The organism is Fictibacillus barbaricus (genome assembly GCF_031457135.1).
Classification (GTDB): domain Bacteria; phylum Bacillota; class Bacilli; order Bacillales; family Fictibacillaceae; genus Fictibacillus; species Fictibacillus barbaricus_A.
The window spans coordinates 160,747-175,281 of sequence record NZ_JAVDWA010000007.1 but is presented as its reverse complement, the minus strand read 5'-3'; the positions used below and the strand labels follow the sequence as shown (position 1 = coordinate 175,281).

Annotated in this window: 12 protein-coding genes; 5 read left to right on the top strand and 7 right to left on the bottom strand. The window is 41.3% G+C overall.

What is annotated here, in order from left to right:
• Positions 1-250: 250 nt before the first annotated feature.
• From qoxD to J2X07_RS16915, 5 genes are all read right to left on the bottom strand, one after another.
• Positions 251-661, bottom strand: a complete 411-nt coding sequence (qoxD, locus tag J2X07_RS16935; protein WP_310261403.1) for a cytochrome aa3 quinol oxidase subunit IV — start codon at positions 659-661, stop codon at positions 251-253.
• Positions 654-1,274, bottom strand: coding sequence for a cytochrome aa3 quinol oxidase subunit III (gene qoxC, locus J2X07_RS16930; RefSeq protein WP_310261400.1), 621 nt, complete (start codon positions 1,272-1,274; stop codon positions 654-656). The genes qoxD and qoxC overlap by 8 nt, the downstream gene beginning before the upstream one ends.
• 14 nt (positions 1,275-1,288) lie before the next feature.
• A complete protein-coding gene (qoxB, locus tag J2X07_RS16925; protein ID WP_310261397.1) occupies positions 1,289-3,229 on the bottom strand; it encodes a cytochrome aa3 quinol oxidase subunit I in 1,941 nt (646 codons plus the stop codon).
• An 18-nt stretch (positions 3,230-3,247) separates the two neighbouring features.
• Positions 3,248-4,207, bottom strand: coding sequence for a cytochrome aa3 quinol oxidase subunit II (gene qoxA / locus J2X07_RS16920; RefSeq protein WP_310261392.1), 960 nt, complete (start codon positions 4,205-4,207; stop codon positions 3,248-3,250).
• Between the two features lie 569 nt (positions 4,208-4,776).
• Positions 4,777-6,129, bottom strand: a complete 1,353-nt coding sequence (locus J2X07_RS16915; protein ID WP_310261425.1) for an L-cystine transporter — start codon at positions 6,127-6,129, stop codon at positions 4,777-4,779.
• Between the two features lie 335 nt (positions 6,130-6,464).
• Between J2X07_RS16915 and J2X07_RS16910 the strand changes: the two genes are divergently transcribed.
• The gene (locus J2X07_RS16910) at positions 6,465-7,034 is read left to right on the top strand and encodes a DJ-1/PfpI family protein (protein WP_310261389.1); all 570 of its coding nucleotides are present in this window, start codon (positions 6,465-6,467) and stop codon (positions 7,032-7,034) included.
• Positions 7,035-7,036: 2 nt separating this feature from the next.
• On the opposite strand, the gene J2X07_RS16905 is transcribed toward J2X07_RS16910, so the two are convergent.
• On the bottom strand, positions 7,037-7,756 hold the full coding sequence (locus J2X07_RS16905; RefSeq protein WP_310261387.1) for a 5-formyltetrahydrofolate cyclo-ligase: 720 nt from the start codon (positions 7,754-7,756) through the stop codon (positions 7,037-7,039).
• A gap of 116 nt (positions 7,757-7,872) precedes the next feature.
• Here J2X07_RS16905 and J2X07_RS16900 point away from each other — a divergent pair, with 116 nt between their 5' ends.
• From J2X07_RS16900 to J2X07_RS16890, 3 genes are all read left to right on the top strand, one after another.
• Positions 7,873-8,325, top strand: a complete 453-nt coding sequence (locus J2X07_RS16900) for a DUF2269 family protein (protein ID WP_310261384.1) — start codon at positions 7,873-7,875, stop codon at positions 8,323-8,325.
• Between the two features lie 64 nt (positions 8,326-8,389).
• A complete protein-coding gene (locus tag J2X07_RS16895) occupies positions 8,390-8,551 on the top strand; it encodes a hypothetical protein (protein ID WP_310261381.1) in 162 nt (53 codons plus the stop codon).
• Between the two features lie 142 nt (positions 8,552-8,693).
• Entirely contained in the window at positions 8,694-10,250 is a 1,557-nt protein-coding gene (locus tag J2X07_RS16890; RefSeq protein WP_310261379.1) for an ABC-F family ATP-binding cassette domain-containing protein, read from the top strand.
• 452 nt (positions 10,251-10,702) lie between these two features.
• Here J2X07_RS16890 and J2X07_RS16885 read toward each other — a convergent pair whose 3' ends face one another.
• Positions 10,703-12,613, bottom strand: a complete 1,911-nt coding sequence (locus J2X07_RS16885; protein WP_310261377.1) for an ABC-F family ATP-binding cassette domain-containing protein — start codon at positions 12,611-12,613, stop codon at positions 10,703-10,705.
• Positions 12,614-13,018: 405 nt separating this feature from the next.
• Between J2X07_RS16885 and putP the strand changes: the two genes are divergently transcribed.
• Complete coding sequence (gene putP / locus J2X07_RS16880; protein WP_310261374.1) at positions 13,019-14,494, top strand: sodium/proline symporter PutP; 1,476 nt, start codon at positions 13,019-13,021, stop codon at positions 14,492-14,494.
• The last annotated feature ends 41 nt before the right edge of the window (positions 14,495-14,535 follow it).

Sequence of the window (14,535 nt, the reverse complement as noted above, 5' to 3'; positions counted from 1 at the left end):
CATATTTTCCGTATGACGCGCATATTTTCCGTATGACGCGCATATTTTCCGTATGACGCGCATATTTTCCGTATGACGCGCATATTTTCCGTATGGCACTCGTATTTTTCAAATCGAGCGCCATACTAATCAAAAATTCCTGCATAAAGATTAAAATCCCTTACTATCCAGCCACTAACCACCTCAAAACTCACCAATATCCACAAAAAAAAGCCTCCTGCTCATAAGCAAGAGGCTCTTTGTCCATCTATTAATGATCCATTTTCATTTTTCCATGGTCCATCTTCATGTCACCGTGTTCCATTTTCATGTTGGGGTCTTTTTGAGGATCATGTTTCATATGTCCTGCTCCCATTACCCATACAGAACCGATTACGATTACGATTGCAACGAAAAATCCGAATAGGACGTTACCCACTTGAACGCGGCCGGTAATTCCATTTTTCGTAGAGTTTTCCGTTACGTGCATGAACATGAGAAGCTGCAGGGCAGCCTGCAAGAAAGCAAAACCAAAAATAACAATCAAGATCATCTTACCTGATAAGCCTGTTTCTAATGCAACCCATAGAGCTACAAGCGTAAGAACAATCGAAAGTACAAATCCGATTAACAGCTTCCAAGGAAATCCACCATGATCTGCAACTACTTGCTTATTAGCCATGATACATCACCATCCCTGTTAGATAGACAGCTGTAAAGATGAAGATCCATACAACGTCTAAAAAGTGCCAGTAAAGACTGGAGATGAACAGTTTTGATGTAGTGGCTGGTGTGAATTTTCTTTTCGAAACTTGGAATAAAATCATTGAGATCCATGCTACACCCACCGTTACGTGAAGACCGTGAGTCCCTACAAGAACAAAGAATCCAGACCAAGCAGCACTCGTACCGATCGTTGCACCTTCACCTACAAAATGCACAAATTCTCTAATCTCGAATCCAAGGAATCCAAGTCCTAATAAAAGCGTGATAACCATCCAAATCAATAAGCCCTTTACATGGCCGCGGCGCATTTCATGAATCGCCAAACCACTCGTAAAACTGCTTGTTAATAGTAAAAATGTTTGAATCAAAAGACTGCTTACCTCAAATAGCTCGCCTACTGGCGGTCCGTCACCAGTACGGTGCATCAAGACCAAGTAAGTTGCAAATAAAGTAGCAAATAGTGCAAGTTCTGCCCCTAGAAAAATCCAGAAACCGAGGATATTTAATCGTCCAGTCTCTGATTGATACTCTAAAGGCGTGCCGGGGTCATGTGTTTCTGCATGTGCCATTTTTTCACGCCTCCTTAATTCGTAATATTTTCAGTTTCAATTATTTCTTTTTCACTTACATAAAAACCGTCATCATAAGCGAATGAACGATGAATCATTGTTCCAAATACACCTAGAATACCTAAGATCGCCATCCAGAACCATCCGAATACCATTCCAAATCCTGCGATGAAGAAGAATGAACCCATAATGAATGGAACTCCAGAGTTGCTAGGCATATGAATTTTTTTAATATCTTTCGTTTCAAGCTTCTCTACTGTGTTGTTTTGTTTTGCATACCAGAAGTGATCTAAGCGATCAACAACCGGGATTTTCGCAAAGTTATAAAACGGAGGCATCGCTGATGGAGTTGACCATTCTAATGTACGGCCATTCCAAGCATCTCCAGTTGTTTCGCGTGTCGCGTAACGGAAGCTGTAATACATGTTGTATACAAGAACCAAGAATGCAACACCCATCATGAATCCACCGATTGTAGAAACCATGTTCAATGGTCCCCAGCCAGAAGCTTCACTGTATGTGTACACACGTCTAGGCATGCCATCAAAACCAAGGAAGTATTGAGGCAAGAAACATACGTTAAATCCAATTGTGAATACCCAGAATACCCATTTACCAATTCGTTCATTTAACTTGTAGCCAAACATTTTTGGATACCAGTACATAAGACCGGCAAAACATCCAAATACCGTTCCAGCAATCAACACATGGTGGAAGTGGGCAACTAGGAAGTACGTGTTGTGATACTGATAGTCAGCAGCTGCCATAGCAAGCATGACACCTGTAATACCACCGACAACAAAGTTTGTGATGAACCCTAATGACCAAAGCATAGGGGTTGTAAATTCAATTTTCCCTTTGTACATCGTAAAGAGCCAGTTAAAGATCTTAACCCCGGTTGGTATCCCAATCGCCATCGTCGTAACTGAGAAAACAGAGTTAACAAGTGCTCCTGAGCCCATTGTGAAAAAGTGATGGACCCAAACTAAGAAACTGTATCCAGCAATAAGGAGCATGGACCAGATCATAGCTTTATAACCAAACAATGTCTTTTTAGCAAAAGTTGAAATGATTTCTGAGAAAATACCGAACGCCGGTAAGATAACGATATATACTTCCGGGTGTCCCCATAACCAGAAAAGGTTCGCCCAAAGCATATCCATACCTGCGCCTTGCAGTGTAAAGAAGTGACTGCCGAATAATCGGTCAAACGTCATTAATGCTAATGCTACAGTTAGAATAGGGAAAGCAAAAATGATGATTACCATTGTCACTAGCGCTGACCAAGTAAACATTGGCATACGGAACAATGTCATTCCTGGAGCACGCATTTTAAGAATAGTTACAAGGAAGTTAATCCCCGTTAACAGTGTACCAATACCTGCTATCTGAAGCCCCAGCAAGTAGTAATTCTGACCAGGTCCTGGACTTAATGCGCTACTTGCAAGCGGCATATAACTCGTCCAGCCTGCTGATGGTGATCCACCGATAACAAACGAGATGTTAAACAGCATCGCACCGATAAAGAATGTCCAAAAACTTACGGCGTTTAAATAAGGAAAGGCAACGTCTCGAGCACCAATCTGCAACGGTACAACCACGTTGATCAAACCTATTACGAACGGCATAGCCATGAAAAGAATCATGATCGTTCCGTGTGTTGTGAAAATTTCATTGTAATGCTGTGAATCAAGGAATTTCGAATCAGGGACTGCCAGCTGGGTACGCATCAATAGTGCATCGACACCACCGCGGAAAAGCATGAGGACAGCTGAAACGATGTACATGATTCCCAGTTTTTTATGGTCAACAGTAGTTAGCCAGTCTTTCCAAAGCCAACCCCATTTTTTAAAGTATGTTAAGTAGAACAAGATTCCCGCTGCTGTTAATGCGATTGAAACGTCGGCACCGTAAATCAGCGGATCACCTGTTACAAAAAATTCATCCCATTTCATTATTTATTGCCTCCTCTGTTACTGGGCATGAGATTCTTCATGAGATTTTTCTAACTCTTCTCTTTGTTCCTTACCTTTTTTAGAATGAGGAACTTCTTGTTTATATCCTAATTTTTCACGTACGTTTAATGCATAATCAGCTTCTTTGGCGTGGTTAACCCATCCTAAATGAGTGGAAGAGAATGTCATCTCTTTTGTATAGCCAGGAAGCATTAACTTGTCGTACTGATCTTTCGTTAATTTTGGAGCCTTACTCTTCGTATTGGCAGCCCATTTATCAAATGCGCTCTCAGATACTGATTTAACATCGAACGTCTGGTTCGTAAAACCTTCTCCAGTAAAGTTGGAATTTCGGCCTTCATATGTTCCTTGTTCGTCCGCTTGGAGATATAACTTCGTCTCCATACCTGCCATTGCATACTTTTGGCCGCCTAATTGAGGTACCCAGAAAGATGCCATTGCTTCAGCTGATGTTAATTTGAACAAAACAGGACGATCTTCAGGGATATTAACGTAGTTTACCGTTTCAATTCCTTGTTCCGGATACGTGAAAATCCATTTCCAATCAACTGCAGTAGCATTGATGACTAGAGGATCTTTTTTCGCGTCAGCCTTCTCTTTAGCAGCGATCGGAGCCTTTTCTAAAGAATAATTCAGCTTTATCGTCGGAATTGCGAGTGCAATTACAATAATAATCGGAATGATCCACCAGATCGTTTCAAGCAAGTGACTGCCTTCATTGTCAGGATCATATCCTTTATGATTTTTGTGGTCGCGGTATTTATAAACAATAAAAGTAAACAATGCATATACGACTACTAGAATAAATGCCATAAATCCAATCGAGTACATAATCAGGTCTTTCTGCTGCTGACCGACTGGTCCCTTAGGATCTAGAACTACCATATCACTGCAGCCGCTAAGCATTACTACAGCAAGCATCAACCCGAATGTTAAAAACGGCTTTAACCGTCGCATCACCAGGTCCACCTTCCTTTCTCTATTTAAAACATTTTCTAAATAAAATGATCTAGCTTTTATACTGGAACAACACTTCTAACATTGTGAAGTATATCACAATGTCTTTCGCAGACCAAACAAAAACTAATAACCTATGCCACTATAGTACCAAATCGCTCTAAAAAGATACTCCTCAAAACGGAGTTGTCACAAGTATTTCAAATAAAGCTCACAACTTTATCACACTTTCGTCAAACAATGTTCACGAATTTGGAAATCCCTTCATCTCTTGGTAACGAACTCTTCTTTAGGATGACTCATTTTATTCATTTTTACCCTAAATATTATTGCTTCACACCTGAAACACGACTTAATGGTAATAAAAATAGTAAAAAGATAACTCATCAGAACAGGAGAGCTTTTTTTATGTACGTATATCAAGCCGGGTAAAGGCATTAATGCTTTATTAACCAATTAAGTCTAATTTTTGCCGAGAATTAAATCTAATCTAAGATACTTTATAACTCACAAAAAAACGGCCTCACCAATAATGGCGAGACCGCTTTTATCTATTATATACAGGTTAATTATGCACTCACTTCAACTTGGTTCTCACTATCATTATAAGCATCTGTATCCAGCTGATTATTGATTTTACTCGTCAATAAACCGGTAGTCATCGCTCCGCTGACATTCAGCGCGGTACGTCCCATATCGATCAGTGGTTCAACAGAAATCAACAAGCCCGCTAATGCTATAGGAAGATCCATGGCTGACAATACGAGTATTGCGGCAAAGGTTGCCCCTCCTCCTACTCCAGCTACACCGAACGAGCTAAGTGCAACAATCAGCACGAGAGTTAATAAAAAGGATGGTGTTAAAGGATCCACTCCAACCGTCGGAGCGATCATAACCGCTAGCATGGCTGGATATATACCTGCACATCCGTTTTGGCCGATGGAAAGCCCGAACGATCCAGCGAAGTTCGCTATTCCATCAGGCACTCCCATGCTTTTTTGCGTGCGAATATTTAATGGAAGCGCTCCTGCACTCGTTCGTGAAATGAATGCAAATGAAAGGACCGGGAATGCTTTTTTCATATATGTGACTGGGCTCAATCCAGCAAACATCAGCATGAGCAAGTGAATTCCAAACATAATCAGCAACGCAACATACGAAGCGGCAACGAATTTGCCAAGCTTTGCAATCGCATCCATATCACTCAATGCGACAGTTTTTGTCATTAAAGCAAGTATGCCGTATGGCGTTAAGCGAAGTACTAATGTCACGACTCGCATAATGACCGAATAGAACGCATCTACAATTTTCGAAAAAGTCTCAGCATGCTCCTCCTGTTTGCTTTTCACGCCAAGATAAGCAACACCGATAAAGGCTGCGAAAATGACGACTGCAATCGTAGAAGTAGCTCTTGCACCCGTGAAATCTAAAAATGGGTTTGCGGGCAGCAGCGATAGTACTTGCTGAGGCAATGTAACGTCCTTTACTTGAGTAAACGTCCCTTCTAATTGCTCACCCCGTGTGGTTTCAGCAGACCCTTGGTCGATCTGAACTGCTTCCAGTCCGAATCCAGAAGCAGTTGCAATACCAACAATAGCAGCTACAGCTGTTGTTCCAACTAGTAAAGCGATAATCAGTACACTTAACTTCCCAACGTTCCCTTTCATATTTAAACGAGTGAACGCTGATAGAATCGAGATAAAGACGAGCGGCATGACGATCATTTTTAAGAACGTCACATAACCTGCCCCTACGAGATTGAACCAATCTGTCGATGTTGATGTGACTTCAGAATCTGCCCCATATCCGTATTGAAGCACCAGACCGAACACGATCCCTAATCCTAGACCTGTGAACACGCGTTTTGAAAAAGAAACATGCTTTTTTTGCATGTAATACAATACACCTAAAAGGATAAGCATAATAGCAATATTCAACAAAATCAAAGTAGTATCCACTTACAAGTCCCTCCCTTATTTCGCGCTGCGTTCTCCAAATGCCAATTGCCAAAAGGATAGATCTGGTGAATACGATTTTCTTTTTATTTTTTCAGTCACCTCCTTTTGCACAATAAAAGGCACGCCTTCCGAAATGAAAGAACATGCCTTTATTGTGTATGTGCTGTGAATTTTGTGAGCTTATTTACTTGTGTTACAGGTATATTCCTTTGTCTATAAAAATATTCATGTTGTCCTTTAAATTTTGTAGCTAAGTGATAAGAGTAGGTGTTAAAATTTGGATATAAAAGGGGGTTCTTATGAAAAAAGTACTCATGTTTGTTTATGATTCTTTTGCAGAATTTGAAATTTCTATTTTAATCACTTGTTTAAATGGATCTGATTATCAACTTGTAACATGCTCTGATAAACCAGCCGGGTACACAGTGAGCTCAGCTGGCAGAATGAATGTCATGGCCGATCTGACACTAGATGAGGTAAATCCAGATGATTATTGTGCACTTATCATTCCAGGCGGCAGACCTTTCACACTTTTTAATAATCAAAAAGCGATCTCCATGGTCCGTTCTTTTTTTGATCAAAACATTCTAATTTGTGCTATTTGCGGCGGTCCAGGTTTACTTGGAGCAGCAGGCATTTCGGAGCACATTCAATACACTGCATCTCTCACACGAAATGACAAAGAATATGTAAACGTTATGAATTGGGAAAACAAGCGAAAGGAAATTTTAGTTGTGGATCAAAACGTTGTAACGGCAACAGGATCGAACTATATCCAATTTGCTGAAGAGGTTTTACGACAGCTGAACATCGTTCCTGAAACGGAAGAAAATCCGCTGCAGTATTTTAAAGAACCTTCGCTTTTTTAAGATTAAGCACGCTGTGAGATCCATTCTTTGATTTCTTTTAAAACCGGCATAGCTTCCATTTCCTCTTCACTCACTTCACTCCACACAATCCCTGTTGGTTTCGGAAACGGAGAATTGGTTCGGATCAATCCTTTTTCCGTTGCGATCCAATCGACCGTCAAATCATACACATCAACAGGGATTTCATCATCGACTAACTGCGCACTTTGTATCGATGTGATAACCGGAGCTTCTTTATTGCCAAGCTCCCGGATAATCGCATACTCCCGATCAGCATACCCTTCCCCTTTTCCTAACCGTCTGCCGTCACGATGAATCGCAACTGACCCCACCACAATCAGATCGATTTCCGGCATTTGCGCCAAAGAAAGAACCCTTCCATATTTCATAATGCTTGTAAGACTCGCCGCTTTTCTTTCTTCTCCTTTTGGTACCCACTCCGGCTTCACTTGAATGAAACCTTTTTTTAATCTTGGCGTTGGCACAAGCAGCATTTTTCCATCTTTTAAAATTTGTGTTCGGAGCGGCAGCTGTGGAGAATCCGGATTTACTTTGATTACCTTCGCACTTTTGTATAGGTCCATTTCTGTTATGTATCTTGCTGCCGCCTCTGCTCCCTTAAAATTTGGAATTCGATTTTCGAGTGGAAACGGAAATCTGCCTAACTTTTCTTCAGTAAGTTTAGTCCAAACTTGATTTCGGATTTCATCTTTTTTGTTCATTGAGCTGCTCCTTTTTTAGGATAAAAGACCCCATCGAAAAGAAGGACTATTATCCTGATTCGTGAAATAAATTGAGAGTGGGATATGAAATCAATCTTTTTAAAGGGGGAAATAGAATGACACTTTACGGTATTCTTGTTTTAATTCATGTGATTGCTGCAATTATCGGCCTTGGTGCAAGCTTTGCAATGCCCGTTGTGACGAAGTTTGCTAAAACAAAAAACCAAGCCCGATTTGCACTTGATCTTAACGCCAAAATCGAAACCCTTCCGAAAATCGGAAGCATATCCTTACTTCTTACAGGACTTATTTTAGGATTCCTCAATACCGGTCTTTTTCATGAAACATGGTATATTTCTTCACTTGTGATATATGTTTTAGCGCAGGTTCTCGTTATTGGAATCATCCCTAAAAAGCAAAAACAGATGAGTGAGATCCTCGCCGCGTATGAAGGTGATGACCTGCCGGATGATTACCGGGCAGTAGATAAGCAAACGGATCCTTACATGTATCTTTTACATAGTTTGGCCGTCATACTAATTATTTTAATGGTTGTAAAACCGTTTTAAGCTCTCATAATTGCCTCCTCACTTGGACACAATACGATGTATCAAGAAATAGGAGTGAACAAACATGTCACGTGGTAAAGATTTTGAACATAAGAAAAAAGGCCATCCGGGCAGATTTCCAGATAACACGCTGCAAAACAGACTCGTGCAAGCAAGCGATGAAACGGACTCCACTTCATTAGAAAAGAAGGAAGCATTTAAGAATCGTACAGAAGAAACGGAATAATTCATAGAGCACTCCTGGTAAATTCAGCCATGGGTGCTTTTTCATTGATACGAATTACGCATCCACCTATTGAGTTCCTTCCCCATTCAATACTATAATCGTATAGGGAACACAATTTACTGACAGAAAAGGTGTTATATAGATGAGTATTTTAACGGTAAAAGATTTAAGCCACGGTTTTGGCGACCGGGCAATTTTTAACGGTGTTTCGTTCCGTCTTTTAAAAGGTGAGCACATCGGATTAATCGGAGCGAACGGTGAAGGAAAATCAACCTTCATGAACATTATCACTGGCAAGCTCAAGCCTGATGAAGGAAAAGTGGAATGGGCGAAGAAAGTACGTGTCGGCTACCTCGATCAGCACACTGTGTTAGAAAAAGGCATGACGATCCGCGATGTGCTAAAAAGCGCTTTTCAATATTTGCTCGACATGGAAAATGAAATGAACAGCATGTACGAAAAAATGGGTGAAGCCACTCCTGAAGAATTAGAAAAGCTGCTTGAAGATGTTGGGGTACTTCAAGATACGTTAACGAATAACGATTTTTACGTAATTGATGCTAAGGTTGAAGAAATTGCGCGAGGTCTAGGGCTTGAAGACATCGGGTTAGACCGTGACGTTCATGATTTGAGCGGCGGTCAGCGTACTAAAGTACTTTTAGGAAAGCTCTTATTAGAAAAACCTGAGATTCTTTTGCTGGATGAGCCAACAAACTACTTGGACGAACAGCATATTGAATGGCTGAAGCGCTACTTGCAAGAGTACGAAAATGCCTTCATTTTGATTTCTCATGACATTCCTTTCTTAAACAGTGTGATTAACTTGATTTATCATATGGAAAATCAGGAATTGAATCGTTATGTTGGTGACTACGATCACTTCAAATCGGTTCATGAGATGAAAAAATCTCAGCTTGAGGCTGCGTTTAAACGCCAGCAGCAGGAAATTGCAGGGCTAAAGGATTTCGTTGCGCGTAACAAAGCACGTGTTTCCACAAGAAACATGGCGATGTCCCGTCAGAAAAAACTCGATAAAATGGACGTTATTGAACTGGCTCGTGAAAAGCCGAAGCCGGAATTCAATTTCAAAGAAGCACGCACACCAAGCAAGCTGATCTTTGAAACAAAAGATCTTGTCATCGGGTATGATGAGCCGCTATCCCGTCCACTGAACTTGCGTATGGAGCGCGGACAAAAAATCGCTTTAGTCGGTGCGAACGGTATCGGTAAAACGACATTGCTGCGCAGTCTTCTAGGGGAGATCAATCCCGTATCTGGAACAGTTGACCGCGGTGAAAACCTGGAGATTGGTTACTTTGAGCAAGAAATTAAAAAGGCGAACTACAACACGTGTATCGAAGAGATCTGGAGTGAGTTTCCTGGCTTCTCTCACCATGAAGTTCGTGCAGCCCTTGCGAAATGCGGATTGACGACAAAGCATATCGAAAGCAAAGTCGAAGTATTAAGCGGTGGCGAAAAAGCGAAGGTTCGTTTATGTAAACTGATCAACCACGAAAATAACGTTCTCGTACTCGATGAGCCGACAAACCATTTAGACGTAGAAGCAAAAGAAGAATTGAAACGCGCATTGCGAGCTTTCAAAGGCAGTGTTCTATTGATTTCCCACGAACCGGAATTCTATCAAGAAGTCGCAAATGAAGTTTGGAATTGCGAAAAATGGACGACAAAAGTATTTTAATAACCGATCAGCTTCCACTTTTAAAAAGTGGGGGTTTTTTATTGTGAAAACGGAATTTTTCAGGTAGTGGAGTTGGTGGTGTGTCATTAGGAAGAAGATTCATTGAAAAGAGAAGTTTTTTCATACTCGTACTGGATGTTATGTGAGGAACCCTTTTATCTTTAGACTTAGTTTCTTGTTTTTATAAAATAACCACCTCTTTCTATATAGCTACTACACAATTCTAGAAAACAAAAGAATTTCCTTTGAATCGGTGTGAAAATTTTGGTGGAATTTTCGAATAAAGTCTGACCAGGGAGAAATTAAGATTAAGTTTATTATCAAATCGACACCTCCTAAAAGGAAGGTGTCCTCTCCACAAATACAAAAAACCCGTTTTGTATTTGTCTGGGGTCTGTCCCCCTCTGCTAAAACAAAACACCCCCTGTTTTAGCAGGGGGCGCCTTTCAAATCTAGTTATTTAGTTCTTCTACAAGCAATGACAGCTCTTCCCAGCGTTCCATCGCTGATTCGAGCTCTCCCTCAACCTTCTTTTGTTCAGCGAAAAGTTCGCTGATCCGCCCAAAGTCACTGCCAGCAGCAGCGATTTCTGCTTCAAGCTGCTCCTTCTTTTCTTCCAGCTTCATGATGCGGTCTTCAATCGTGTCCCATTCCTGCTGCTCTTTATAAGATAGCTTTTTCCGCTTTTCTTTACGCGGATGAGTCTCAGAAGAATCTGCGGCATTCTGCTCTTCTTTTTTCGCAGCTGCCCCAGCCCTCTCATCCCGCTCTTTTTTCTCCTCCATGTACTCGGAGTAACTTCCTTGAAAGCGAACGACCTTCCCTTCGCCCTCAAAAGCAAGCAGATGATCGACGAGGCGGTCCAAAAAGTAGCGGTCATGCGATACTGTCAAAACAACGCCAGGGAAGTTTTCCAGATATTCTTCCAAAATCCCGAGTGTCTGAATATCCAAATCATTCGTCGGCTCATCCAAAAACAGCACGTTTGGCTCTTCCATCAGAACCTTCAGCAAGTATAAACGCCGCTTCTCTCCGCCAGACAGCTTTCGGATGTACGTATATTGCATATAACGCGGGAACAGGAACCGTTCCAGCATCTGTTCAGCAGTAATGCTTTGCCCATCAACCGTGCTGATCACTTGAGCCGTTTCTTTTACATAATCGATCATACGTAGATTGCCGTCCAGTTCCTCATGATCTTGTGTGTAATATCCGACCTTGACCGTTTCACCAATTTCAATCGAACCGGCATCAGGCTTCATTCTGCCTGCCAGCATATTTAAAAGTGTCGTTTTCCCGCTGCCGTTCGGTCCGATAATTCCGAGCCTTTCACCAGGCACGATTAAATAATCCAGTTCTCCAACCAATCGCTTGCCATCAAGGCTTTTAGCAAGTCCTTCTACCTCGATTACTCTTTTTCCAAGACGCTGTGAACCGATCGCGAATTCGACATTTCCTTTTGCAGCTGGTCCTGTTTCATCCTGCAATTTTTCAACACGCTGAATACGCGCTTTTTGTTTGGTCGTTCTTGCTTTTGCACCGCGGCGCAGCCAGGCAAGTTCCCGGCGGAGCGTGTTTTGGCGCTTGTCTTCCGTTTGCAGGGCGAGTTCTTCCCGTTCGGCCTTTTTTTCTAAATATGTTTCATAGTTTCCTTCATAAACATATAGTTTTCCAGCATCCATCTCAAATATATGATTGGTTACACGGTTCAGGAAGTATCGGTCATGGGTAACCATTAAAAGTGAACCTTTATAACTACCTAAAAATGTTTCCAGCCATTCAACAGTCTGATTGTCCAAATGGTTAGTAGGCTCGTCCAAAATAAGCAGATCTGCCGGTTGGATAAGAGCTTTTGCAATCGCAACACGCTTTTTCTGGCCACCGCTTAGATGCTTCACTTGACGGGAAAAATCGCGCAGGCCAAGCTTCGTCAAAACGGTTTTCGCAACAGTGTTTGCTTCCCATGCTTCTGTTTCATCCATTTTTTGCTGACGATCCATAAGACGCTGCAGTTTTTTCTCGTTTGCAGGATCTCCTTCTAAATCAAGCAGTGCTTGTTCGTAATCTCTCATCGTTCGCATGATTAGTGAATCACCGAAATAAATCTGTTCAAGGATTGTCAGCTCTTCATCCAGCACAGGCTCTTGCGCCACATACTCAATATGAAACTGGTTCGCGTGTGAGATCGTACCTTTTTCGGCCGGTTCGATTCCTGCTATCGCTTTTAAAAGAGAGGACTTTCCTGTTCCATTCGGGCCAATCAACCCGATTCTTTGTTTTTCTCCTATCGTAAATGAAATCTCATCAAAAAGTGTTTTCTCACCATATGTTTTATATAAAAATTCTGCTTGTAAAATACTCAAGTTCAATCATTCCTTACCGTTTTAAAAGTCATATTCCTATTGTAGCTCAAGCCCGCCAGAATAGCATCTTTACCATATGATTTGGGTTTTTAGTCTATCTTTGTTATAGTGTAAAACATGTCCGAAAAGGAGTGGGCAATTGTTTGGAGTCTAAACGAATGCCACTATTTTCGTTATATTTGTCGGTTTTGGCTTGTATCTTGTAGTTAACCGGACGCCCCATCCGGAACTAATTCAAGCGCATTTTGTTCTGCGCAATAACTTCAAGTTTTTTCACTCCTCGCAAGTCTTTTAAAAACTCCAATCTAGCTGGAACAACCTGCATCACGTCTTATAATGTGTTTAGTTGTTGAGCAAACTAACATGAGTCACTTCATGAAATTAGAAAAGGAGAGATTTTTTTACATGCAAATAGGAGTAATTATTTCTTTAGTTATTTATATGGCCGGTATGCTTTATATCGGTTACTGGGCTTATAAGAAAACTTCGGATTTATCCGATTATATGCTCGGAGGAAGAGGACTAGGTCCCGCTGTTACAGCATTATCTGCCGGTGCGTCCGATATGAGCGGATGGATGATGATGGGGATACCTGGTGCGATGTTTACAGATGGACTGAGCAGTATTTGGATTTCTGTCGGTCTCACGATTGGTGCATTTCTAAATTACATTCTTGTCGCACCTCGTCTTCGTACGTATACAGAAGTTGCTGATGATTCTATTACGATCCCGGATTACCTGGAGAATCGTTTTAACGATACGAAGAAAATTTTGCGTATCGTATCTGGACTTGTCATTATTATTTTCTTCACGCTTTATGCTTCTGCAGGTCTCGTATCTGGAGGAAAACTTTTTGAAAGTGCGTTCGGCTTGAACTACATGACAGGTATGATTTTAACTGGGGCCGTAGTTGTTGCCTACACGCTATTTGGGGGATTCCTTGCCGTAAGCTGGACGGACTTTGTGCAGGGCTGTATTATGTTTATTGCTCTAGTTCTAGTACCTATCGTGGCATTCACAGATGTTGGAGACACTCAAACTGTATTAGATACCGTGCGAGGTGTAGATCCAACACTACTCGATCCTACAAAAGGGTTAACAGCACTCGGACTTTTATCTTTATTAGCATGGGGATTAGGTTACTTTGGCCAGCCGCACATTATTGTTCGTTTTATGGCCATCACATCTGTAAAAGAAATCAAAACAGCTAGAAGAATCGGTATGAGCTGGATGATTATTTCGCTTATTGGTGCATCATTAACAGGTTTAATAGGTGTAGCATGGTTTGCGAAAGCAGGTAAAAAACTAGCAGATCCTGAAACTGTTTTTATCGAGTTTGCCAACTTGCTGTTCCATCCGCTGATCACAGGATTCTTGCTTGCAGCGATCTTAGCTGCGATTATGAGTACGATTTCTTCACAGCTGCTCGTAACGTCTTCATCTGTAACGGAAGACTTTTATAAGCAATTTTTAAATAAGAAGGCTTCACAAAAACAGCTAGTGCTAATCGGTAGAATAGCTGTACTGACAGTTGCCGTTATCGCAACATTGCTGTCACTTCACCCAAATGATACGATCCTTAGTCTCGTAGGTTATGCTTGGGCAGGATTCGGTTCAGCATTCGGACCTCTTATCTTGCTGAGTCTATTCTGGAAACGCATGACAAAATGGGGTGCGCTAGCTGGTATCATCGTCGGAGCTGTTACAGTTCTAACATGGGTTCAGTTCCCAGACTTAAAAGCACAAGTATATGAAATGATTCCAGGTTTCTTCTTTAGCTTAATTGCGATCCTTATTGTTAGTTTCTTAACTAAAGATCCTTCAACAAAAGTACAAGATCAATTTGAAGATATGGAAGACACATTAAAAGAACATTCATGATATAAATAGGCTGTTTTCGCATGCGTTGTTGGCTTTTGGAT